This is a genomic window from Klebsiella quasivariicola (genome assembly GCF_002269255.1).
Classification (GTDB): Bacteria; Pseudomonadota; Gammaproteobacteria; order Enterobacterales; family Enterobacteriaceae; genus Klebsiella; species Klebsiella quasivariicola.
This window is the reverse complement of record NZ_CP022823.1, coordinates 3,836,208-3,859,865: the sequence shown is the minus strand read 5'-3', so window position 1 is coordinate 3,859,865 and position 23,658 is coordinate 3,836,208. Positions and strand designations below refer to the sequence as shown.

The 23,658-nt window shown below is 56.9% G+C and carries 22 protein-coding genes and 1 pseudogene; 9 read left to right on the top strand and 14 right to left on the bottom strand.

The features are described from left to right. The first annotated feature begins 88 nt into the window (after positions 1-88). Together dinG and ybiB are read left to right on the top strand one after the other, a co-directional pair. A complete protein-coding gene (gene dinG, locus B8P98_RS19460) occupies positions 89-2,245 on the top strand; it encodes an ATP-dependent DNA helicase DinG (protein WP_025713988.1) in 2,157 nt (718 codons plus the stop codon). Between the two features lie 29 nt (positions 2,246-2,274). Then, entirely contained in the window at positions 2,275-3,243 is a 969-nt protein-coding gene (ybiB, locus tag B8P98_RS19455; RefSeq protein ID WP_080897593.1) for a DNA-binding protein YbiB, read from the top strand. Between the two features lie 108 nt (positions 3,244-3,351). Here ybiB and ybiJ read toward each other — a convergent pair whose 3' ends face one another. The 4 genes from ybiJ to B8P98_RS19435 all read right to left on the bottom strand — a co-directional run bounded on the left by ybiJ (position 3,352) and on the right by B8P98_RS19435 (position 5,199). Next, a complete protein-coding gene (gene ybiJ, locus B8P98_RS19450) occupies positions 3,352-3,612 on the bottom strand; it encodes a DUF1471 family protein YbiJ (protein WP_004176772.1) in 261 nt (86 codons plus the stop codon). A gap of 285 nt (positions 3,613-3,897) precedes the next feature. Further along, positions 3,898-4,164 (bottom strand): DksA/TraR family C4-type zinc finger protein, encoded by a 267-nt coding sequence (locus tag B8P98_RS19445; protein WP_080897603.1) that lies wholly within the window; start codon positions 4,162-4,164, stop codon positions 3,898-3,900. Positions 4,165-4,184: 20 nt separating this feature from the next. Next, positions 4,185-4,445: a YdgH/BhsA/McbA family protein gene (locus B8P98_RS19440; RefSeq protein ID WP_087805014.1), complete on the bottom strand. Its 261-nt coding sequence runs from the start codon at positions 4,443-4,445 to the stop codon at positions 4,185-4,187. 139 nt (positions 4,446-4,584) lie between these two features. Then, a complete protein-coding gene (locus B8P98_RS19435; RefSeq protein ID WP_080897591.1) occupies positions 4,585-5,199 on the bottom strand; it encodes a flavin reductase family protein in 615 nt (204 codons plus the stop codon). A 96-nt stretch (positions 5,200-5,295) separates the two neighbouring features. Here B8P98_RS19435 and rlmF point away from each other — a divergent pair, with 96 nt between their 5' ends. After that, complete coding sequence (gene rlmF / locus B8P98_RS19430; RefSeq protein ID WP_080897590.1) at positions 5,296-6,210, top strand: 23S rRNA (adenine(1618)-N(6))-methyltransferase RlmF; 915 nt, start codon at positions 5,296-5,298, stop codon at positions 6,208-6,210. Between the two features lie 2 nt (positions 6,211-6,212). Here rlmF and ybiO read toward each other — a convergent pair whose 3' ends face one another. The 6 genes from ybiO to rhtA all read right to left on the bottom strand — a co-directional run bounded on the left by ybiO (position 6,213) and on the right by rhtA (position 12,813). Then, positions 6,213-8,408 (bottom strand): mechanosensitive channel protein, encoded by a 2,196-nt coding sequence (gene ybiO, locus B8P98_RS19425; RefSeq protein ID WP_080897589.1) that lies wholly within the window; start codon positions 8,406-8,408, stop codon positions 6,213-6,215. A 108-nt stretch (positions 8,409-8,516) separates the two neighbouring features. Further along, complete coding sequence (gene glnQ, locus B8P98_RS19420; protein ID WP_008805775.1) at positions 8,517-9,239, bottom strand: glutamine ABC transporter ATP-binding protein GlnQ; 723 nt, start codon at positions 9,237-9,239, stop codon at positions 8,517-8,519. Beyond that, positions 9,236-9,895 (bottom strand): glutamine ABC transporter permease GlnP, encoded by a 660-nt coding sequence (glnP, locus tag B8P98_RS19415; protein WP_002895837.1) that lies wholly within the window; start codon positions 9,893-9,895, stop codon positions 9,236-9,238. The genes glnQ and glnP overlap by 4 nt, the downstream gene beginning before the upstream one ends. A 125-nt stretch (positions 9,896-10,020) precedes the next feature. Further along, positions 10,021-10,767, bottom strand: a complete 747-nt coding sequence (gene glnH, locus B8P98_RS19410) for a glutamine ABC transporter substrate-binding protein GlnH (RefSeq protein WP_025713995.1) — start codon at positions 10,765-10,767, stop codon at positions 10,021-10,023. A 417-nt stretch (positions 10,768-11,184) separates the two neighbouring features. After that, entirely contained in the window at positions 11,185-11,688 is a 504-nt protein-coding gene (gene dps, locus B8P98_RS19405) for a DNA starvation/stationary phase protection protein Dps (RefSeq protein ID WP_002895841.1), read from the bottom strand. 237 nt (positions 11,689-11,925) lie between these two features. Continuing rightward, positions 11,926-12,813, bottom strand: a complete 888-nt coding sequence (rhtA, locus tag B8P98_RS19400; RefSeq protein WP_025713996.1) for a threonine/homoserine exporter RhtA — start codon at positions 12,811-12,813, stop codon at positions 11,926-11,928. A 351-nt stretch (positions 12,814-13,164) separates the two neighbouring features. On the opposite strand from rhtA, the gene ompX reads away from it, so the two are divergent. Next, the gene (ompX, locus tag B8P98_RS19395) at positions 13,165-13,680 is read left to right on the top strand and encodes an outer membrane protein OmpX (protein WP_008805777.1); all 516 of its coding nucleotides are present in this window, start codon (positions 13,165-13,167) and stop codon (positions 13,678-13,680) included. Positions 13,681-13,770: 90 nt separating this feature from the next. Here ompX and B8P98_RS19390 read toward each other — a convergent pair whose 3' ends face one another. Further along, on the bottom strand, positions 13,771-15,351 hold the full coding sequence (locus tag B8P98_RS19390; RefSeq protein ID WP_095033360.1) for a phosphoethanolamine transferase: 1,581 nt from the start codon (positions 15,349-15,351) through the stop codon (positions 13,771-13,773). Between the two features lie 268 nt (positions 15,352-15,619). Beyond that, positions 15,620-15,745, bottom strand: a complete 126-nt coding sequence (gene mntS / locus B8P98_RS19385) for a manganase accumulation protein MntS (protein ID WP_042929743.1) — start codon at positions 15,743-15,745, stop codon at positions 15,620-15,622. 185 nt (positions 15,746-15,930) lie between these two features. On the opposite strand from mntS, the gene mntR reads away from it, so the two are divergent. From mntR to B8P98_RS19365, 4 genes are all read left to right on the top strand, one after another. Further along, positions 15,931-16,404: a manganese-binding transcriptional regulator MntR gene (gene mntR / locus B8P98_RS19380; protein ID WP_025713998.1), complete on the top strand. Its 474-nt coding sequence runs from the start codon at positions 15,931-15,933 to the stop codon at positions 16,402-16,404. Then, positions 16,401-17,513 carry an anion transporter gene (locus tag B8P98_RS19375; protein WP_095033359.1) on the top strand — a complete coding sequence of 371 codons (1,113 nt, stop codon included), beginning with the start codon at positions 16,401-16,403 and terminating at the stop codon, positions 17,511-17,513. The genes mntR and B8P98_RS19375 overlap by 4 nt, the downstream gene beginning before the upstream one ends. A 166-nt stretch (positions 17,514-17,679) precedes the next feature. Next, the gene (locus B8P98_RS19370) at positions 17,680-19,056 is read left to right on the top strand and encodes a glycoside hydrolase family 1 protein (protein ID WP_095033358.1); all 1,377 of its coding nucleotides are present in this window, start codon (positions 17,680-17,682) and stop codon (positions 19,054-19,056) included. Positions 19,057-19,124: 68 nt separating this feature from the next. Then, positions 19,125-19,841: a GntR family transcriptional regulator gene (locus B8P98_RS19365; protein WP_095033357.1), complete on the top strand. Its 717-nt coding sequence runs from the start codon at positions 19,125-19,127 to the stop codon at positions 19,839-19,841. Between the two features lie 124 nt (positions 19,842-19,965). Here B8P98_RS19365 and ldtB read toward each other — a convergent pair whose 3' ends face one another. Both ldtB and B8P98_RS19355 read right to left on the bottom strand, forming a co-directional pair. Continuing rightward, positions 19,966-20,880, bottom strand: a complete 915-nt coding sequence (gene ldtB, locus B8P98_RS19360; RefSeq protein ID WP_025714147.1) for a L,D-transpeptidase — start codon at positions 20,878-20,880, stop codon at positions 19,966-19,968. Positions 20,881-21,078: 198 nt separating this feature from the next. Then, positions 21,079-21,994, bottom strand: a pseudogene (locus tag B8P98_RS19355) (tyrosine-protein phosphatase). 48 nt (positions 21,995-22,042) lie between these two features. On the opposite strand from B8P98_RS19355, the gene B8P98_RS19350 reads away from it, so the two are divergent. After that, positions 22,043-23,635: an ABC-F family ATPase gene (locus tag B8P98_RS19350; RefSeq protein ID WP_095033356.1), complete on the top strand. Its 1,593-nt coding sequence runs from the start codon at positions 22,043-22,045 to the stop codon at positions 23,633-23,635. Positions 23,636-23,658 lie beyond the last annotated feature (23 nt).

Genomic DNA, 23,658 nt, shown 5'->3' with positions numbered 1-23,658 from the left:
CACGCTTCCACTCTCAGCAGAAAGCAATACCTCCGGGCAGGCAAAAATGGCACAATAGTGGCTGTTTATACAGTATTCAGGTTTTCTCATGGCTTTGACCGCTGCGCTGAAAGCGCAAATCGCCGCCTGGTATAAGGCGCTTCAGGAACAGATCCCGGACTTTATTCCCCGCCCTCCGCAGCGGCAGATGATCGCCGATGTGGCGAAAACGCTCGCCGGGGAAGAGGGCAGGCATCTGGCTATCGAAGCGCCGACCGGCGTCGGTAAAACGCTGTCATACCTGATCCCCGGGATCGCTATCGCCCGTGAGGAGCAAAAAACGCTGGTGGTCAGTACCGCCAACGTCGCTCTGCAGGATCAAATCTACAGTAAAGACCTGCCGCTGCTGCGTAAAATCATTCCCGATCTGCGCTTCACCGCCGCCTTCGGTCGTGGGCGCTACGTCTGCCCGCGCAACCTGACGGCGCTGGCCAGCACCGAGCCGTCGCAGCAGGATCTGTTGGCGTTTCTCGATGACGATCTCACCCCGAATAACCAGGCCGAGCAGAAGCTGTGCGCGACCCTGAAGCAGGATCTCGACAGCTACCGCTGGGATGGCCTGCGCGATCACACCGACAAAGCCATTGACGATGCGCTGTGGAGCCGGCTGAGCACCGATAAGGCCAGCTGCCTGAACCGTAACTGCCACTACTATCGCGAGTGCCCGTTCTTTGTGGCGCGGCGGGAAATTCAGGAGGCGGAAGTGGTGGTAGCCAATCATGCGCTGGTGATGGCGGCGATGGAAAGCGAGGCGGTGCTGCCGGAGCCGAAAAACCTGCTGCTGGTCCTCGATGAAGGCCATCATCTGCCGGACGTCGCCCGCGACGCGCTGGAGATGAGCGCCGAGATCACCGCCCCCTGGTTTCGCCTGCAGCTGGATCTGTTCTGCAAGCTGGTTGCCACCTGCATGGAGCAGTTCCGCCCGAAAACCACGCCGCCGCTGGCCAATCCGGAGCGGCTCACCGGCCATTGCGAAGAGCTGTTCGAGCTGATTGCCTCGTTGAATAATATTCTCAATCTCTACATGCCCGCCGGTCAGGAAGCGGAGCATCGTTTCCCGATGGGCGAACTGCCGCAGGAGGTGATGGAGATCTGCCAGCGGCTGGCGAAGCTCACCGAGATGCTGCGCGGGCTGGCGGAGCTGTTCCTGAACGATCTCAGCGAAAAGACCGGCAGCCATGACGTGGTGCGCCTGCATCGGGTGCTGCTGCAGATGAACCGCGCGCTCGGTATGTTTGAAAGCCAAAGCAAGCTGTGGCGCCTGGCGTCGCTGGCGCAATCCTCGGGTGCGCCGGTGACTAAATGGGCGACGCGGGTGGTGCGCGACGGCCAGATCCACGTCTGGTTCCATTGCGTCGGCATCCGCGTCAGCGATCAGCTGGAACGGCTGCTGTGGCGCAGCGTGCCGCATATCGTCGTGACGTCAGCGACGCTGCGCTCGCTAAACAGCTTCTCGCGCCTGCAGGAGATGAGTGGTCTGAAGGAGAAAGCGGGTGACCGCTTCGTGGCGCTGGATTCGCCGTTCAACCACGTGGAGCAGGGGAAAATTATTATTCCTCAAATGCGCTATGAACCGTTGATGGATAACGAAGAGCAGCATATAGCCGAGATGGCGGCCTATTTTCGCCAGCAGGTAGAGAGCAAGAAACATCTCGGGATGCTGGTGCTGTTTGCCAGCGGGCGGGCGATGAACCGCTTCCTTGAGCATGTGACCGATCTGCGCCTGATGCTGCTGGTGCAGGGCGACCAGCCGCGCTATCGGCTGGTGGAGCTGCATCGCAAACGGGTGGAAAGCGGCGAACGCAGCGTGCTGGTGGGTCTGCAGTCCTTTGCCGAAGGGCTGGATTTAAAGGGCGAGCTGCTAAGCCAGGTACATATCCATAAAATCGCCTTTCCGCCCATCGACAGTCCGGTGGTGATCACCGAAGGCGAATGGCTGAAAAGCCTCAATCGTTACCCTTTCGAGGTACAGAGTTTGCCCAGCGCCTCCTTTAATCTTATTCAGCAGGTGGGGCGTCTGATCCGCAGCCATCACTGCTGGGGAGAGGTGGTGATTTACGATAAGCGCCTGTTGACCAAAAACTATGGCGCGCGTCTACTGAACGCGTTACCTGTTTTTCCCATAGAGCAGCCGGGCGTCCCGGAGGTTATAGTAAAACGGAAAGCAAAACAGACAGCAAAACAGACAGGCCGCAAACGTCGCTGACGCCGGCGCGTGATGCACCAGGGGGAGCCATGGAGTACAGCAAAATTATAAAAGAGGTGGGTCGCGGTAAGAATCATGCCCGCGACCTCGATGAAGAGACCGCCCGCGCGCTCTACGCGCGGATGCTGGACGGCGAGGTGCCGGAGCTGGAGCTGGGGGGAATATTAATCGCCCTGCGTATCAAAGGCGAAGGCGAAGCGGAGATGAAAGGGTTCTACGCGGCGATGCAGCAGCATACGCTGCGCCTGACCCCGCCCACCGGCAAGCCGATGCCGATCGTTATCCCCAGCTACAACGGCGCGCGCAAGCAGGCGAACCTGACGCCGCTGCTGGCGATGCTCCTGCACAAGCTGGGATTTCCGGTGGTGGTTCACGGCGTCAGTCACGATCCCACCCGGGTGCTGACCGAAACCATTTTTACCCTGCTGGACATTCCGGTCACCCGGCACGCCGGACAGGCACAGGCGCAGCTGGAGGGGCATGAGCCGGTGTATATCCCGGTGGGCGCCTTCTGTGCGCCGCTGGAGAAACAGCTGGCGATGCGCTGGCGGATGGGCGTGCGCAACAGCGCCCATACCCTGGCCAAGCTGGCCACGCCGTTTGGCGAAGGGGAGGCGTTGCGTCTCTCCAGCGTGTCGCATCCGGAATATGTTCCGCGGGTGGCGAACTTCTTTCGTGAGACCGGTGGCCGCGCGCTGCTGATGCACGGTACCGAGGGCGAAGTGTACGCCAATCCGCAGCGCTGCCCGCAGATCAGCCTGATCGATGAGCAGGGTGTGCGGGTGCTGTACGAACGCCAGACTGCGACGGCAGCGGAGGCGGTGGTTCTGCCGGCGTCGAAAGATCCCGAGGTCACCGCGCGCTGGATTGAACGCTGCGTCGCCGGTGTCGAACCGGTGCCCAATTCGTTGAAAATTCAGCTTGCCTGCTGTCTGCTGGCCAGCGGGGAAGTCACAACCCTGGAGCAGGGCTTCAGCCGCGTCGACGACTGCTGGTAATCGGATCTGCAGGATAAAAAAAAGCCCGTCCGGTGGCTCGGACGGGCAAGGCAAGGGTATTAAAGGCCTTTTCAGGGTTAATTCAGTGGCTTACCGAGGGAACAGCGATTATTTGTAGATAACCGCGGTACCGCTCAGTTTGTTGTTGGTGTTGGCGGAAGTGATGCTGTAGCCGGTTGCGCCAGCGGCTTCGGCTTTAGCAGCCAGTTTTGCTTCCAGACCATCTAAAGTGGTTGCGCCTTGCGCAGACACCACGCCAATTTTATTCATGCTTTCAGCCTGAGCGGGGGTAACCGGCTCAGCGGCAAAGGCTCCGAAGGAAAGGGCGGTCAGGGCGATGGCAGCGGCAGCATATTTAATATTTTTCATAGTTAATCTCTCGCAGGTTGTTCTGTTCAGGGGACGATGTTCCGTCGATGTGATAAGTATCACGCTTTTTTGCGAGAGATAAAATCGAAGGAAATTCACAGTCTTCATCGAATTTTTTGAATGATTAATAATTTACTGATTATTAATAAATTATTTCTCATTCTTTTCGTCACGAAGCGTAGCGAGGAAGACCGACGCGTTTAAGGGCACATATTGCGACTTTTTCCGCTAAAAAATGTGCGCGAAAAGATAATGCGAAAGGCTGTCATGAACGGTAAAGGCAAGTCAGCGTAGCTGGCTATCCTTGGATCCGCGACGATTATATCCTGAAAATGTATTGTTATGTAAATCTTTCTCCTGCTGGCACTTCACACAGTATTTGACCCCAGGAATGGCCTGTCGACGGGCCTCCGGAATCGGCTCTCCGCATTCATCACAAAATTTGTTGCTTTCACCGCGCGGAAGCTCGCGGCGGGCGCGAGCCACCGCATCGTCAATGGTGCTGTCGATCTGATCCTGAACGGCGCCATCGCCTGCCCAACCTGATGCCATCATCTGCCTCCTGTAAAAGGTTATTGATAAATTATAGCTGAACCGTACAGCCGGTTGCCGCTGCTGGCGGCATTGACCCGCCAGGCCAGTGCCCGCTGGCGGTGGGCCTTATCTGCGAGAGCGGCAACCAGGTCATCAAGGGTGCTGGCACCGGAGGCGGAGACGGTACCGACAGGCCGGAGCGGCCCGACCGGCGTCGGGGCATCTGGCGGCGGAAGGGAAAAGGCTGCGTTGGCATAGATGACAAGCGCAGCGGCGAACAGCAGCGAGGTAATTTTCATCAGCATATCCTCATAAACAGCATGGGACATAGCTTAAGTGTAGGCCCGTCAAGGCTGCGTGTGAGGGGATTTTTTATGTAAAAACAAGGATTTTTGCTGCAACCGGCGCAGGTATGGTTCTCCGCGCCGATGTTGTGCGTTAGCGGGCGTCCGGGCGGATCATGTCAAAACGCAGGCTGTCATCAATACTGTAGTAGGCGCTCGGGCCGCCGGCGCGCAGGATCGGCTGGGCCCGGGCGGTTTGATAGATGCCGTTGTCCAGCAGTGATTCATCAATATGCACGGCGACCACTTCGCCGAGCACCAGCCACGTATCGACAGGGTTGCCGTCGGCGGTGGTGAGCTGAATACACTGCGACAGACGACACTCAAAGTTCACCGGGCTCTCCGCGACCCGGGGGGCGCTGACCAGACGGCTGGCGGCGGCAGTGAGACCGGCGCGGACGAATTCGTCCTCATCGTGTGGGATTGAGGCGGAAGTTTCGTTCATCGCGGCGGCCAGCGGGCGCGTCGCCAGGTTCCAGACGAACTCTTTCGTTTCGACGATATTTCGCACGCTGTCTTTCCAGCCGCTGCTGGCGAAACCAATGATCGGCGGCCGATAGTTAAAGCAGTTAAAAAAGCTGTATGGCGCCAGATTACGCTGGCCCTCAGCGTCCTGTGAGGCGATCCAGCCTATCGGACGAGGCCCGATAATCGCGTTCAGCGGGTCATGCGGCAGGCCGTGGCCCTGCGAAGGTTGATAAAAGTACATGCTGCACCTGTCACGGATAATAGAGATATCCAGACTCCCTTATTTACCGCGCCGCCGTCAACGGGTATCTTACGCGGCTGTTCAAAGGAGATTGTCATGAAAGCCCAGAAACCGGGGTTACACCCGCGTAACCGTCACCATCAACGCTACGACCTGCCCGCGCTGTGCCAGGCGCATCCTGACCTGCAGGGATACATTACGCTCAATCCGCTGGGTGAGCAGACTATTGATTTTGCCAATCCGCAGGCGGTCAAGGCGTTGAATAAAGCGCTGCTGGCGCATTTCTACGCGGTTAAACACTGGGACATTCCTGACGGCTTTCTCTGTCCGCCGGTGCCCGGGCGGGCCGATTATATTCATCATCTGGCGGATCTGCTGGCCGGAGACAGCGGTGAGGTGCCGAAGGATGCCACGATCCTTGATATTGGCACCGGCGCCAACCTCATCTATCCCCTGATTGGCGCTCACGAGTACGGCTGGCGTTTTACCGGCAGCGAAATCAGTCCGCAGGCCTTCGCCAGCGCACAGGCGATTGTCAATGGCAACCCCGGCTTGACCCGACAGATCCGTCTGCGCCGGCAAAAAGAGAGTCAGGCCATCTTCCACGGCGTGATCCACAAAAACGAGACCTACGACGCCACGCTGTGTAATCCGCCGTTCCATGACTCTGCAGAGAGCGCCCGGGCGGGCGGTGAGCGCAAGCGCCGCAATCTCGGACTCGGCGCCGACAGCGGGCTTAACTTTGGCGGTCAGCAGCAGGAGCTGTGGTGCGAAGGGGGCGAAGTGGCCTTTATCTCGCAGATGATCCGCGAAAGCCAGGACTTCGCCCGCCAGGTGAAATGGTTTACCTCGCTGGTGTCGCGCGGCGACAATCTGCCGCCGCTCTACCGCCTGCTGACCGAGGTTGGGGCCGTGAAAGTGGTGAAAAAAGAGATGGCCCAGGGGCAAAAGCAGAGCCGCTTTATCGCCTGGAGCTTTATGGACGACGCCAAACGCCGCCGTCCGTTCTAACGCTACTCCGCGGCCGGGCTGTCTGAGCCCGGCATCGGCAGCTGTTGCCAGGTCTGTACCGGCGCGCGAACCCCGGCGCGATCGAAGTGCTTTTTCACCTGAGTGTCGAGGGCAAAGCGCACCGTCCACTGCTTCAGTGGCAGGGTAGTGAAGCTGACGCGTAGCGTAAAGGCGGTATTGCTCAGCCCCACCAGCCCGGCGAATGATGGTTCGCCAATGATCAGGCCGCGGATCTCCTCCTGGGCCAGCAGATCGTCCACCGCCGCCTTCAGCGCCTGGCTGGCTTTATCCAGATCCTCATGACGGTCGACATCATAGTTGGCGACTACCGAGCCAATGCCGCGCACGAAGTTGGCAAAAGTGGTGATCGAGGACCAGGGAATAATGTGATAGGCGCCGGTATCCTGGCGCACCCCTACTGAGCGAATCGACATGCGTTCCACGGTACCGGTCAAAGGGCCGATGGTGACCAGATCGCCGGTGTTCATCCCGTTTTCAAACTGGATAAATATGCCGGTGATAATGTCTTTGACCAGGGTTTGCGCGCCAAACGAAATCGCCAGCCCTAACGCCCCGGCGCCCGCCAGCAGCGGCGCAATGTTAACCCCAATCTCCGAGAGCAGGATCATCACCGTGATGGTGCTGATCACCACCGCCAGCGCGTTGCGAAACAGCGTCAGCAGCGTTCGGGCCCGCGCGCTGGGCAGCGGGCGGCCATGAATATCCGAGGCCAGCCGGTTTTCGATCAGGCTGGCCAGCACCGTCCAGCCGATGGCAGAGAAGAAGAGGATGAGGGCGATGCGGATCAGCACATCCACCGTTTTTTGTCCGGCATCGTTATGCAGCCATTCGCGGAAGTCAAACAGGCCCCAGGCGCTCAACAGCAGCATGATGGCGACGCAGACGGTGAGAATACGCGCCGCCTTCAGCGAGGCGGAGATCCAGCCGTTGAGCCGCTTTTGCAGCTCAGGATAGTTTCGCTGGGTCGCGGGCGACAGGGTGATGGTTTTGGCTATCCAGCGCGACAGGATGCCGGACACCAGCGCCGCACCGCCGATAATCGCCAGGCTGCGCAGAGTGGCGCCCATCATGAATTTCAGGCTGTTGCCCGGGTCGAACAGGGAGAAGAAAAAGAGCACCACAAAGTAGGCGCAGGCCAGCCAGTGCCAGACCAGCGCGAAGGCGCGGATAAACAGGCTAAAGAAGGCGAGTGAGTGGTCGGCCAGGTGGATCAGCCCCTGAGTAATCACCGCTTTGTTATGAAAGATCAGATACAGCGCCCACAGCGTAATGCACAGCATAATCACGACGTTAGCCAGTGCGCCAATCTGCACATTCATCTGGTTGGAAATAATCGGCACGGCGACGATCAGGCCGTAGCCGATCAGGCTGCTGAGCGCGCTCAGGCGCAGACTCCAGTATGACGCGGCCTCGTCGCCGAGATTAAAGGGCCTGAGCGCCGGGATGCGTGGGCAAAAAATGAGCCGCAGAATGGCTTTAAAGAACTCAATCAGCGCGAAGGCGTTGAGGAAAAGGCTCTGCTGGAAGGCGATGGTGGGGTTATTACCATTCAGGCGATCGCTTAACAGCTGACCGACAAACAAGGTCAGCGTCAGCAGCAGCAGGTCGATGATAAACGCCCCGGCGATGGTCAGGGGCAGCTGGAGCCAGTTACCGCGATCGCGATTTTTATGCCGTCCCCATTCGCCCATTTTACGATACAACGGCAGCGCTGCGAGGCGCACCAGCCACCAGAAGGCAAACACCAGCCCGGCCAGTAGTAAAAAATGCCAGGCCGCGCTGGTAAAGGTTTGCAGATTAAAGGGCTTATGCGGTGAGCCGGTGATATTGCGCCACAGCTGGGAAAAGCGTGACGAGAGCTGCTCACCGTATTCCCGACTGATCTGGGTGACGTTCTCCAGCACCGTGGTCTCTTCTTTCACCGCCGGTGGCGTCAGCGTCGGGGTGTTATCGGGCGGCGGCGTGGCGGCCGCTTTCCGCAACTGGTCAATAAGCTCCTGACGGGCGCTGTCGTTGGCCAGCACGTCGGCCAGGGCGGCATAAGCCGCTCTTTTCTGTTCTACATCGGGTTCGCTGGCGCTGTTTTTATCGGTGTTGGCCGCCGGGACGCCGGGCAGGGCGGCGGCGGAAAGCGGGGCAGTAAACAGCGCGGCGAGCAAAAGCAGGATCCACGGCATGGGCACCTCCGTTGCAACGTAAACGGGTAAGTATAGAAGCCGATGGCGAAAGGGGAGGGAAGAGGAATCTGGAAAGCGGCTCTCTATGGGGGAGAGAGCCGCTGTGGATTAAGCGACGTGCTGCAGGAATTCGCGCAGGCGCGGGCTTGGCGGGTTCTTCACCAGCTCCTGCGGGTTGCCGTCTTCGGCGATCCGGCCTTTATCGATAAAGATCAGCCGCGAGGCCACTTTTTCGGCGAAACCGATTTCGTGGGTCACGATCACCATCGTCATGCCTTCTTCCGCCAGATCCTGCATCACCTTGAGCACTTCATGGCGCAGTTCCGGGTCGAGTGCTGAGGTCGGTTCATCAAACAGCATCATCTTTGGCTTCACCGCCAGCGCGCGGGCGATGGCTACACGCTGCTGCTGGCCGCCGGAGAGTTCAGACGGATAGTGATGCGCGCGCTCAGCCAGACCGACTTTCGCCAGCAGATCTTTCGCCTGTTTCTCTGCCGCCTGCTTGCTGGCGCCGCGGACCCGCAGCGGACCAAACATGACGTTCTCCAGCGCCGTCAGGTGCGGGAACAGATAAAACTGCTGAAATACCATCCCGGCTTCCTGACGGATCAGACGTTCGTCCACCTTCGGGTCGTTGACCTTCAGGCCATCGACAATCAGATCGCCGCTGGTGATCTCTTCCAGTTTATTGATGCAGCGCAGCATCGTTGACTTACCGGAGCCGGAAGGGCCGATAATGACCACCACCTCACCCTGATTAATCTTCAGGGAGATATCGTGCAGCACCTGGGTCGGGCCAAAGTGCTTGGAAACGTTTTTAAATTCAATCACAGGATTTTCATCCTTCTTTCAAGACGGCGCAGAATAAAGCTCAGGACCAGGGTGATAATCAGGTAAATCACGGCAACGGCGCTCCAGATTTCCAGGGCGCGGAAGTTGCCCGCGATGATCTCCTGTCCCTGACGGGTCAGTTCGGCGACGCCGATGACGATGAACAGCGAGGTGTCCTTGATGCTGATGATCCACTGGTTGCCCAGCGGCGGCAGCATGCGGCGCAGCGCCAGCGGCAGGATCACGTGGCGAATGGTTTCGCGACGCGACAGGCCCAGCGCCAGGCCCGCTTCGCGGAAGCCTTTATGAATGGAGAGCACCGCGCCGCGGGTAATTTCCGCGATATAGGCGCCCGAGTTAATCATGATGGTCACTACCGCTGCGGAGAAGGGGTCGATGCGCAGGTCGCTAAAGGCCATCGGCAGCGCAAAGTAGATGAACATGACCTGCACCACAATCGGGGTGCCGCGAATGATTTCAATAAACACCAGTGCGATGTGGTTGGCGATCCAGCCGCCGAAGCAGCGGGCGAAACCGGCCACCAGACCGATTATCAGGCCGCCGGCCAGGCCGAGGACGGAAATCCACAGCGTCATTTTGGCGCCTTCCAGCAAAATCGGAATGGCAGGCCAGATGGCACTCCAGTCAAACTGCATAATACGTTCCTGTTACCGTGTCGAGAGCAGAGGAATGCCTCCGCCAAAATACGCTCTTCCGCACAGCGGGCATCGGAAGATCGTGGTTATTTCGCCGGACCTGCGTCCGGCGAAGTTGATTCTTATTATTTTGGTTCAGTGCCGAACCATTTTTTATAAATTTCGTTGTAGGTGCCGTTCTCGCGCAGCGTTTTCAGCGCGCCGTTCACTTTCTCACGCAGCTCGTCGCTGCCTTTCGGGAAGGCGATACCGTAGTTTTGCGCTTCCAGTGATTCCCCTACCGCTTTGAACTTGCCGTTGCCGGCGGTCTTGATGAAGTAGAGAATATTCGGTGTATCGTGCAGCACGGCATCAGCGCGGCCGGTACCCAGCTCCATGTAGGCGTTATCGATGTTCGGGAACTGACGCAGGTCTTTGGTTTTGATATTGGCTTTCGCGTAATCAACGGAGCCGGTACCGCTCTTCACCGCCACCACTTTACCGTTCAGATCTTTGACATCTTTGATGTCGTTATTGTTGGCGTTAACCATCACCAGCAGGCCGCTTTTGTAGTAGCCGTCGGAGAAGTCGATCGCTTTTTTACGTTCTTCGGTGATAGTGATCCCGGCCAGCGCCAGATCGATATTTTTAGTTTGCAGCGCCGGGATAATGCCGCTGAAGTCCATTGGCTTCAGGGTGTAGTCGAGCTTCAGCTCTTTAGCGATAGCCGCCCACAGGTCAACGTCAAACCCGACATATTTATCGCCTTGCTTAAATTCGAACGGGACGAACGCCGTATCGGTGGCGACAACCAGCGTCTTATTGGCGGCATGGGAAGAAACCGCAAAAGCCAGGGTCAGTGCAGCCAGTGAAACTTTAAATACAGACTTCATAGCATTTCCTTTTATATCCACGGGACGATCCCCTGCGAGAACGACTAGCCTAATGAAAAAATCGTGCCACTTTTACAACTTGTTGTTTTCTAACAAACGAAGCGGCAGTGGTTGCACAATATCGATCGTTTGGGATAGCGATCGCACCATAACGGGGCGTTATTTTGGTGCATCATCAGGTCGCTGAATTACGAGCCCATTTTTAGCGCAAACACTGACGGGAAAACAATCTCGGTGTAACGATTGTGTGAGGTGATTATTACAATTGTTTTACTTTTGTGCGCATTTTCATCAATACGCTGCCCTAAAAAGGTGCATGACCCGCTGTTGATGAATGGCTTGAGAAGAAAAGGGAAAGGAAAAGCGGTAGGAAAAGTAACAGGCGCCGCCGACCGCGAAGCAGCCGGCGGCAGAGCCTTATTCAATATTCGCTTCGATGAACCACAGGAATTTATCCAGATCGCGGGAGGCCGCGGTGAAAATATCTGCGGTATCTTCGTCTTTGGCTTCGTCGATCGCTTTGCGCACATCGTTCGCTACCACCGCATAGCGGTCAGCCAGTGCTTTCAGGTGATCCTGAACGTGATGGATGTCCAGCGGGTAGCTCTGCAGCGGCGTTTTGCTGTTAATGACCTGAGTGGTGCCCAGGGCGACGCCGCCCAGCTGTACGGCACGCTCGGCCATGGTGTCCAGATGTTCGGTCAGCGCGGTACGGAAGCCATCCAGCATTTCGTGCACGGCGATAAAGTTCGCACCGCGCATATTCCAGTGTGCCTGCTTGGTGATAAGAGACAGGTCAATGAACTGGATCACCTGGCGATTCAACAGCTCAATGGTCGCTTTCTTTTCGCTGTCAGCGACATCGTTGCGGGTATAGACCAGATTAGACGCTTTTGATTTAACCAGTTTTGCGGTACTCATCGTTTCATATCCTCTTGATATTGATGCTCGTCACATTTCAAATCGGAATGATGTGGAGCGTTGTCCCAGGTAACTTCGGGACTAAGTATAGCAAGGGATTTTAAGTATGCGGCATCGGCAGGCCATATCACTCTGATAGCGCAAAGCGGTTGGTTATTTAAAAAGAACTGAAGGATCAGACGGTTAATTGATAAAAACGGGCCCGCAGGCGCTGCGGGCTGCCGCCGTAACAGAATGTTAATTGATATCGACTTGCTCGATTTTACTTTGTCGCTGCATGGTCAGCGTGGCGCCCATTGAGGCGATGATAATCGCGCCCAGCGCCAGGGTCTGGGAGAGCTTCAGGGTTTCACCGAGAAAGACCATACCAGAGAGAGCGGCTAAGGCTGGCTCAAGGCTCATCAGCGTGCCGAAGGTGCGCGTCGGCAGGCGCGTCAGGGCCATCATCTCGAGAGAATAGGGCAGCGCGGTGGAGAGAATGGCGATCCCCAGCCCCAGCGGCAGCAGCGACCACTGCCACAGCGTATCGGTGGCCTGCGCCATGCCTAACGGCACAAACACCAGCGAGGCGATAAGCGACCCCATCGCCACCGTGGCTGGCCCATGCTCTTCACCAGCACGTTGCCCGGTCAGGATATAGACCGCCCAGCACGCGCCGGCGCCAAGGGCGAACAGCGCGCCGGTTAAATCAACCTGCGCCACGTTCTGCCCCAGCGGCAGGAGATACCACAATCCGAGGATAGCCAGCGCCACCCAGACGAAATCCAGCGGACGACGCGAACCGAACAGCGCCACCGCCAGCGGGCCGGTAAATTCCAGAGCTACCGCCACGCCGAGCGGAATGCGCTGCAGGGATAAATAAAAGAGGTAGTTCATCGCCCCGAGCGCCAGGCCGTACAGCAGCAGCGGCACGCGCTGCGCCGGTGAGAAACGTAGCCGCCATGGCTTGAATACCACCACCAGGATCAGCGTCCCGAGCGCCAGGCGCAGGGCGGTGACGCCCGGGGCACCGACCACCGGGAACAGCGATTTGGCGAGCGAGGCGCCGCTCTGAATTGAGGTCATCGCGACTAAAATCACAACTATCGGCAACCATGCCGCTGTTTTTCGGGATGGACCGGGCATCCTTTCTCCTGTCAGGTTTTGTCAAAAGTCGTAAAAGTTCCAGTGTACTGGAATTAGCGGGTAGCGGTTGAGCTAATGTTGAAAAAAACGGGGCTAAAAACAGTACAATGGCGAACATGGCTGAGAAATGCGCCCGTCGATTAGGATTAATCTGGATGCTTGCGAATTTCTTAATGAGCGTTAAGATGTAAGTTAACGACAAAAACTGTTGTTTTCCATATTGTTATAGAAATATGGAAACTTTTGGTTACATGAAAAAGTATGTTAGACAATGTAAACTCCAAAGAGTTTCCCAAAAATTTTTGATATATTTAAGGCTTAGGACTTATTAGAAACACATTTGAGGTGGTTATGAATAAAATTGCACGTCTTTCAGCACTGGCCGTTGTTCTGGCTGCATCCGTAGGTACCACTGCATTTGCTGCAACTTCTACCGTAACCGGCGGTTACGCGCAGAGCGACATGCAGGGTAAAGCGAACAAAGCTGGCGGTTTCAACCTGAAATACCGTTACGAGCAAGATAACAACCCGCTGGGTGTTATCGGTTCCTTCACCTACACCGAAAAGGATAACACCAGCAACGGTACTTACAACAAAGGTCAGTACTACGGCATCACCGCAGGTCCGGCTTACCGTCTGAACGACTGGGCAAGCATCTACGGCGTAGTGGGTGTTGGTTACGGTAAATTCCAGAACAACAACTTCCCGAACCAGAAATCCGATATGAGCGACTACGGTTTCTCTTACGGTGCTGGTCTGCAGTTCAACCCGATCGAAAACGTTGCCCTGGACTTCTCCTACGAGCAGTCTCGTATTCGTAACGTTGACGTCGGTACCTGGATTGCTGGCGTGGGTTACCGCTTCTAATCACTCCGGTGATATGAAAAATCCGCCTCTCGGGGCGGATTTTTTTTGCCTGCTGGCAGGCGGCCCGGCCGGTTGGCCGGGACTGAACGATTAGTTGACCGTGAACTCATCGGTGCCGAGGTGGGAATAATCGACCTTCTGCAGCTGGAAGTTGGTGATATACACCGGACCGGCCTTTTGCTCGGAGATAAACCGGTAGCGCGGGGCGATCTCTGCCGCCTGAATCCCGGTCCACTGGGAGAAGAAGCTGAGGAAATCATTCGCCGAACGCTGCGCCTTAATCACTTTATGCGCTTTGTCATCGCTGGAGAGCACCATAAACGGCACCTGGAAGTTCTGCTGGAACTTATCGTCATGCGCCAGATACTGCACCTCTTTTCCCCGCTCCTTGAACGCCAGGCCATGATCGGAAAAATAGGTCAGTGAAAAGGTATTGCCCGAATTTTGCAACTGCCGGTAGAGCTTAGCCAGCAGCGTGTCGGTCTGCGTCATGCTGTAGAGATAGCAGGAGGTCTCCTTTGACTGGACGAACACCGTGTATTTGCCTTTGGTGCGGTCGCAGGCCTGCGGATGAGAGCCCATCAGATGCAGGACAATCAGCTGCGGCTGGGTGCGCTGGGTGGAGAGCACCTGCTCGGTCAGCTTTAATAACTGCTCGTCCTGGGTATTTTTATTGGCTTCGAAATCGCCGTTTTTCAGGAACTGGACTTCATCCGCACGTTTGGCAATGCTGGCGATAGCGGTGTCGTACTCGCCAATCTGCCCCTGGTTGGAGAACCACCAGGTCTGGAAACCCGCGCGGTTAGCGAGGGTGACAAAGTTATCCTGAAACTGCGGTTTGCCGTCGACCACCCGGTTAAGCGTCAGGCCGAGTGATTTCTGCGTCGAGCCGCTGGCAGCGACATAGTTGTTAAACAGATACCCGTTCACCGAGCTGGCAAATGGCGTGTTGTCCCAGTGGCCACCGAAGGCGCCGAGGGCGTCGCGGCGCGCGCTTTCACCGATCACCACCACATAGAGATGGTACTTTGGCTTCACCGCCAGCACGTGCCAGCTGTCTTTCATGCCGGCCAGCTGCGCCATCCGCGCCTGTTCGTCCAGCACCTCGTTGTTATTTACCACCACGTCTTTGACAAAACGAAAGGCCGGATAACCGGTATCAATCACCTTGAACACGCCGCCCCAGGCGAGGTTTTGCACCGGCTGGAGAAAGAAGACCCCGAGAGTGAACAGCAGGCCCAGGGTTTCCATTTTTCCCCAGCGGGAGGGCGCGACGATCCTGCGGCGGACCGCAATGATACCCAGCGCGAAAATGAAGACCGCCAGCAGATAGTTGTACCACGGGAAGATGGTCAGAATTTCGGTGGACTCTTCCACGTTGGTGGCGTGAAGCGCCAGTAAGGTGTTGAAGTTAGGAGCGCCGTAGGCCTGGCCGAAGGGGTAGTACAGGGCTGCCAGCAGCGAATAGGCGCCGACCACCACTTTCTGGACGCGCGGAAAAGCGCGCCACAGAAGATGTAACACGCAGGTAAATGCCACGGTATAGAGCAGGCTAAATTCATAGCCCAGCGCCAGATTAATTAACAGCGATTGTAAAAAGTAGAATCCTGTCCATGGGTTCGGTGCCAGTCGGCGGGCAACCAGCGTATCTTTCAGGGTGGTGACATTCATAGTAAACAATCAAAAAGAGGCCATGCGCATCCCCTGGCGTCAAGGGGTAAAACCTGCTGGACAGTGCGTGAAGAGGGTCTCTGCGAGCCGCGAATGTGGCAGGGCTGTGCAAAGATAGGGCTTGTAAATGGTAAGGTCAACCAGACATAACAGATTGTTTTGCGAGGACGCTTACAAAACTTGAAAAAAGGTCAGGGAAACGGGGGGAACTGGCCATTTTACCGGCAGAAGATGACAGAAAAATGAAGCGGCGTACCGCGACGCCGCTTCAGGGATTGGGTTTGTCTTGCTGCGGTTTACCGTTGATCATCTCGCACAGCATACCGATCAGCATTAATCGTACTTTAAAGGGTGAATGGCTAAACACGTTTAAGCACCTCTTGAATTCGCTCATCTGCTCTCCTCCTGCCTGTTCACACCGTCTATCCATGATGGCTGTTTGCATTACATACAGATATAGCACAGGCTATATTTTATAGCTATGGCTAAAACGTTAATTTTTTGTGCTCTTGCCGCAATCCATTACAATGTGGATCTTTTTATATGATGCTTGACGCGTCACACGAATGAGGAAGCACAATGAACCGTCGCGCAGGTAAGCCAATAACAAAAAAAGTGACGCAGTTAGTAAATGTTGAAGAGCACGTTGAGGGGTTCCGTCAGGTGCGGGAAGCGCATCGCCGCGAGCTGATCGATGACTATGTCGAGCTGATCTCCGATCTGATCAACGAAGTGGGGGAGGCGCGCCAGGTGGATATGGCGGCGCGTCTTGGCGTTTCGCAGCCCACGGTCGCCAAAATGCTCAAACGCCTGGCCAGCGTCGGTCTTATTGAACAGATCCCCTGGCGCGGGATCTTCTTAACCCCGGAGGGAGAGAAGCTGGCCCAGGAAAGCCGCGAGCGCCATCAAATTGTGGAAAACTTTCTGCTGGCGATTGGCGTCAGTCAGGAGATTGCCCGCCGCGATGCGGAAGGGATGGAGCATCACGTGAGCGAAGAGACGCTGGCGATGTTCCTGAAATTTACCCAAAAACAGGGATCCCAGGAAGTATGACTCTTCCCTTCGTCCAGTCGCTGTTGCGCGACCGGTTTTTACACCTGCTGCTGATTATCGCCTGCGTGCTCAGCGCCATCGTGCCGTTTGTTCCGGCAAGCTGGCCAGCAGCCATTGACTGGCATACCATCGTCACGCTCAGCGGTCTGATGCTGTTGACTAAGGGAATTGAATTAAGCGGCTATTTTGACGTGCTGGGGCGTAAAATGGCCCGCCGCTTTGTGACAGAGCGGCAGCTGGCCATCTTTATGGTGCTGGCGGCGGCGCTGCTGTCCACCTTTCTCACCAACGACGTCGCCCTGTTTATTGTGGTGCCGTTGACGCTGACGCTGAAAAAGTGGTGCGCCATCCCGGTGAACCGGCTGATTATTTTCGAAGCGCTGGCGGTGAACGCCGGGTCGCTGCTGACGCCGATCGGCAACCCGCAGAATATTTTGCTGTGGGGACGATCCGGCCTCTCTTTCCTCGGGTTTATCGGCCAGATGCTGCCGCTGGCGGCGGCGATGATGCTGACCCTGCTGGTGCTGTGCTGGTTCTGTTTCCCGGCGAAGCGGCTCAGCTACCAGAGCAGCGACAGAGCGCCGTCGTGGCAGCCTAAGCTCGTCTGGAGCTGTCTGGGATTGTATCTGGTGTTCCTGACGGCGCTGGAGATGAATCAGGCCCTGTGGGGACTGGCACTGGTGCTGCTGGGCTTCCTGGTGCTGGCCCGGGCGGTGATCGTCCATGTCGACTGGTCACTGCTGTTGGTGTTTATGGTGATGTTTATTGACGTCCATCTGCTGACCCAGCTGCCGGCCCTGCACCAGGTGCTGAGCGGGATGGGGACGCTCTCCGGCGGTGGACTGTGGCTGACCGCCATCGGCCTGTCGCAAGTGATCAGTAACGTGCCCTCGACCATTCTGCTGCTCAACTATGTTCCGCCGTCGATCCTGCTCGCCTGGGCGGTTAACGTGGGCGGCTTTGGCCTGCTGCCGGGATCTTTGGCCAATATTATCGCCCTGCGCATGGCCGGCGATCGGCGCATCTGGTGGCGCTTCCATCTGTACTCCATCCCCATGCTGCTGTGGGCGGCGCTCACCGGCTACTGGCTCTTCAAACTCAGCGCCTGATCTCAGCATCGTGCCCTCATCCACGTCGATCGCCAGGATCGCCCCCCGGGGCGATCTTTTTTTGTCCGGCTCACAGAAACCGATCCCGGGCTTTGCTTACCTGTTCGTTTTTCGGTATATGACTAGTCATAAATTTTAAATGACTAGTCATATACCGAGGTGCAGTATGAAAAAGACGCTACCGGCAGATTTTTTATGGGGTAATTCTGTCTCCAGCATGCAGACGGAAGGCGCGTGGAACGAGGGCGGCAAGGGGATGTCGGTGTACGATATTCGTCAACCGGCGGAGTTCGCCTCGGACTGGAAGGTGGCGACTGACTCGTATCATCGCTTCCGCGAAGATTTCGATTTGATGCAGGATCTGGGCATGAACTGCTACCGCTTCCAGATCGCCTGGAGCCGGGTGTGCCCGGAGGGGGATGGGGAGTTTAATGAAGAAGGGATCGCCTTTTATCATCAGTTTATCGATGAGCTTATTGCCCGCGGCATCGAGCCGATGATCTGTCTGTACCATTTTGATATGCCGCTCTCCCTGGCGGAGCGCTACAACGGTTTTACCGACCGTCGGGTAATGGATGCCTTTATCCGCTATGGTCAGAAGATGATCGACTGTTACGGCGATAAGGTGAAGTACTGGCTAACCTTCAATGAACAGAATCTGTACCATTCGCCGGAAGCGTTTCTGATTTCCGGCTACCTGCAGGGAGAGAAAACCCTGCGCGAGCTGTATCTGATCCAGCACCATGTCATGATGGCGCATGTCCATCTCACCCATTATCTGCATCAGGCGAAGCCGCAGTGTCTGATGGGTGGGATGCTGGCTCACGCGCTGGTCTATCCGGCCACCTGTAAGCCGCGGGATATTTTCTGCGCCCAGCAACTGGATGAGTTTTTAAACCAGAACCTGCTGCGGGCCTATGCCGGCGAGGGTTACAGCCCGGAGGTGATGCACTTTGTCGCCCGCGAGGGCTTTGACGATATCTATCGTCCGGAGGATCTTGCGCTGATGGCGACGGTGAAGGTCGATTATCTGGCGTTCAGCTATTACGCCAGCCGCACACTGAATAGCGATGTCATCCCGCCGGGAACTGCGGTCAATAATTATATGTTATTTGGTAACCAGGATAACCCGTTCCTGAAAGCGACGGAATGGAACTGGCAGATTGATCCGCTGGGTTTCCGGACGATCATTACTCGCTACTATAACGACTGGCGCCTGCCGGTGTTCCCGATTGAAAACGGCATCGGGGTGATCGAATCCTGGGATGGTGAACATCCGGTTGCCGATGATTACCGCATCGCCTACCATCGCGACCATATCAACGCCATGAAAGCGGCCATCTTTGAGGATGGGGCGCAGGTGATTGGCTATCTCGGCTGGGGATTAATCGATATCCTGAGCTCACAGGGCGATATGCGTAAGCGCTACGGCGTGGTGTACGTCAATCGTGAGAACCATGACCTCAAGGACCTGCGGCGGGTGCCGAAGAAGAGCTATGCGTGGCTGAAGCAGGTGATCCACAGCAACGGCGAAACGATGTAACGGTGTCCTGGCGGTCAGATTGTGTATTCTGCCCGCCAGCCACTCACTGAATGGATAAGGACCGGGGAATGACGGCGAAGTATCTGCAAATCGCGCGGGAAATAAAAAAACGTATCATCAGCCAGCAGTATCCTGCCAGCGCGCCGCTACCCGACCAGTTTGCGCTGGCGGCAGAGTTCAGCACCAGCCGGATGACCATCCAGCAGGCGATGCGCCAGTTAATCGTCGAAGGGCTGATCTATACCCGTAAAGGGCAGGGCACCTTTGTGCGGAAAAATTTCCTTCAGCTGTCGCAGTGGGAGCTGCCCGGCAGCGACTATTTCGGCGCCACCAAAACCTGGGAGCATCTTGGCGAGGTACAAAGCGAAGTGGTGCGCTTTGCGGTGCGCTTTCCCAGCGACAAGGAGCAAAGCTCGCTGCTGATCGACGCCGATGCCCCGGTGTATGACTTTGTCCGCCTGCGGCTGCTCAACGGCGAGCCAGTATCGCTGGACCTGACGGTTATGCCGGTGGGGCTGGTGCCAGGGTTAACTAAAAACCATCTGGAAGGGTCGGTGTTTCGCTACCTGCAGGAGACGCTGGGGCTGAAGCTGATGGGCTCTTACCGTGTGGTACGGGCGATGAAACCGGACGAGCTGGACAGGCAGCATCTTCACTGCGAGCCGACCGATCCGGTGCTGGAGGTGGAGCAGGTTATCTATCTCGAAGACGGCACGCCGCTGGAGTATGCCCACTGTCACTACCGCTACGATCACGGTGGGATTATTCTCGTTAATAACGGTTAATGTGAGGTCCCTAGCTGGCGCTGCGCGTAGCGGGGCTGCGATGTGGCACGGTTTAGTCGCCCGGGAAAATACAGATAAAAAAACGGCGGGCATCAGGCCCGCCGTTTTTCTCGTCATGCAGAACTTAGTTCAGACGCACCGGCATACCGGAGCGGTTCTGAATAGCCTGCTCAACCACGTTCTGATCGACATCAGACTGGCTGGTGATCGCCTGTACCGGCTGAGTCAGGGTGATCGGCACAATCTCGCCGCCCTGGAACTGCGCTTCGGTGGTCGACAGCGGGTTGTGAACTTCAATATAACGGCTGCCATCCGGCTCGGTGGTGGCTTTTACCGGTTCATCGATAAACTGCACGCGGGTGCCGACCGGCACGTTCTCAAACAGGAATTTGATGTCATCGTTGCGCAGACGCACGCAGCCGTGGCTTACGCGCAGGCCGATACCGAAGTTAGCGTTGGTGCCGTGGATGGCGTACAGACGGCCGATATACAGCGCGTACAGGCCCATCGGGTTATCCGGGCCGGCCGGTACGACGGCTGGCAGCGGGTTGCCGGCAGCGGCGTATTCAGCATGCATTTTGGCGGTCGGCGTCCAGGTCGGGCCGGCTTTCTTACGTTCGACTTTGGTGGTCCAGTTGATCGGCGTATCTTTGCCTAACTGACCGATCCCGATCGGCAGAACGATGACGGTGTTGGTGCCTTTCGGGTAGTAGTACAGACGCATTTCCGCGCTGTTGATGACAATCCCTTCATGCACGGTATCCGGCAGGATCAGCTGCTGAGGAATGTTCAGTACGCTACCGCCTTTCGGCAGATAGGTGTCCACCCCCGGGTTGGCTTCCAGCATGTTGGAAAGCCCCATCTGATATTTCGCCGCGAAGTATTCCAGCGGCTGCTTGTTATCATCCGGAATGGTGATGACCTGGTTCTGACCAACCAAACGGCTGCCATCGGTTGGCAAAGGATAGGTGACAGCAGACGCTGTATTGCAAAAGCCTACGATGGCGAAGGCTGCCGCTAAGAGTGTAGATAATTTCATAGTCTTTAATGTCGTGTGCGAAATCAACGCCACACAGGCCTTTGTTAAATGATTCAGACAGTAGATGGGAGCGCATTATATGTGCATTCCGCTGAACAGGTAAATCAGATGTGTACGAAATCACATTTTTTTCCCTGTCGTCCCTGCTGACGCGTCCCGGCGGGCGACACCAGCGCCCCCTCGGGGTAGAAAAAAACGCTATTCTTCCAGCAGCCGGGTCTGCAGATCGGCGCGAACCGGAGCGGTGAGCTGATACTCTTTCGCCAGCCAGGCGTCGACGGTGCCATAGCGCTGGTGGATGGCCGACAGCGCGGCGGCGAGATAGGACTCTTTCACCGTCAGGATATCCGCCAGACTCTGGCGCCCCTGGGCGGTCAGGTCGTTGCCCAGCCTTTCCAGCATCCACTCCTCCACCGGCGTTAACATGCCGTGGGTAAGCAGGTACTCCTCCATCACCGTTTCGCTGTCGCAGCCGACGGCGAACAGGGTTAACGCGCAGCCGACGCCGGTGCGATCTTTGCCGACCGCGCAATGTTGCAGTAAGGCGCCGTCAAAAGGGGTGGTAAGCCACGCGGCGAGCTGGCGATAGGCCGGGTTGTTAAACGGCAGCTGGCGATAGAGTTGCAGCATGAACTGTTCACCGTTCAGCGCGTTAAGGGTGGCGGCATTCAGCTCGGTAACCTTCGCGTTGACCTCGCTGACGGGCGGATTGGCCGGCGCGTTGAGATAGTGGGTAAGCGGGCTCAGTTTGTCCGGGGTGCGCTGCACTTCGCCGGGGTCGCGATAGTCGAGCACCCGGCTGAGCGGCAGGGTATCCAGGTGGTTGAGATCCTCTGCGGTCAACCGGTTTAGCGCGCCGGAGCGCAGCAGCTTGCCGCTGCGTACACGGCGTCCGTCGGCGGCACGCTGGCCGCCCAGGTCGCGAAAATTAATACCGCCCTGCAGGGATAAAAAGGCCGGATGTCGCGGTAGGCTGGTGGTCATGGGGCTCCTCATAATGACGTACAGAATAACCGTTTGAGCGCGGGTTTCCGCCTCATCTGACAAAGACCTTAGCACAAGCGCCGCGGCGGAATTTACCGCAGGCCGTGAAAAGTGTGTCATTTGCTGGCATAATGTCTGCTGTATCACACCCCTCATACTCTTTTTTCAGGATATCCCCGTGCTAGTATCCAGCAACGTTACCATGCAGTTTGGCAGTAAGCCGCTGTTCGAAAATATCTCCGTTAAATTTGGCGGCGGCAACCGTTATGGTCTGATCGGCGCCAACGGCAGCGGTAAATCGACCTTTATGAAGATCCTCGGCGGCGATCTCGAACCGACGCTGGGCAACGTTTCTCTCGATCCGAACGAGCGTATCGGTAAGCTGCGTCAGGATCAGTTCGCCTTTGAAGCGTTCACCGTGCTGGATACGGTCATCATGGGCCACGGCGAGCTGTGGGAAGTGAAGCAGGAGCGCGATCGCATCTACGCCCTGGCGGCGATGAGCGAAGAAGATGGCTATAAAGTGGCCGATCTGGAAGTCAAATATGGCGAAATGGACGGCTACTCCGCAGAAGCGCGCGCGGGCGAACTGCTGCTCGGCGTCGGCATTCCGGTTGAACAGCATTACGGCCCGATGAGCGAAGTCGCGCCGGGCTGGAAACTGCGTGTTCTGCTGGCGCAGGCGCTGTTCTCCAATCCGGACATCCTGCTGCTTGATGAACCAACCAACAACCTGGACATCGACACCATTCGCTGGCTGGAGCAGACGCTGAACGATCGCGACAGCACCATGATCATCATTTCGCACGACCGTCACTTCCTGAACATGGTCTGCACCCATATGGCGGACCTTGACTACGGCGAACTGCGCGTCTATCCGGGCAACTACGACGAATACATGACCGCGGCCACCCAGGCGCGGGAGCGTCTGCTGGCGGATAACGCCAAGAAAAAAGCGCAGATTGCGGACCTGCAGTCCTTTGTTAGCCGCTTCAGCGCCAACGCTTCTAAATCACGTCAGGCGACCTCGCGCGCGCGTCAGATTGACAAAATCAAGCTGGAAGAGGTCAAAGCCTCCAGCCGTCAGAACCCGTTTATCCGTTTCGAGCAGGACAAGAAACTGTTCCGTAATGCGCTGGAAGTGGAAGCCCTTACCAAAGGCTTTGATGAAGGTCCGCTGTTCAAAAACGTCAATCTGCTGCTGGAAGTGGGCGAGAAGATTGCCATTCTGGGGGCTAACGGCGTGGGTAAATCCACCATGCTGAAAACCCTGGTGGGCGAACTGCAGCCGGACAACGGCAGCGTGAAATGGTCTGAAAACGCGCAAATCGGCTACTACGCGCAGGACCATGAGTACGAGTTCGAAAACGACCTGACGGTCTTCGAGTGGATGAGTCAGTGGAAGCAGGAAAGCGACGACGAGCAGGCGGTGCGCAGCATCCTCGGCCGTCTGTTGTTTAGCCAGGACGATATTAAAAAGCCGGCTAAGGTCCTCTCCGGTGGCGAGAAAGGGCGCATGCTGTTCGGTAAGCTGATGATGCAGAAGCCAAACATCCTGGTGATGGACGAACCGACCAACCACCTGGATATGGAATCCATTGAATCGCTGAACATGGCGCTGGAGATGTATCAGGGCACCCTGATCTTCGTCTCCCATGACCGTGAGTTCGTGAGTTCTCTGGCCACCCGCGTCCTGGAGATCACCCCGGAACGCGTGATCGACTTCAGCGGCAACTACGAAGATTACCTGCGCAGCAAAGGTATTGAGTAATCCCTGTCCGTTACCCGGGTGGC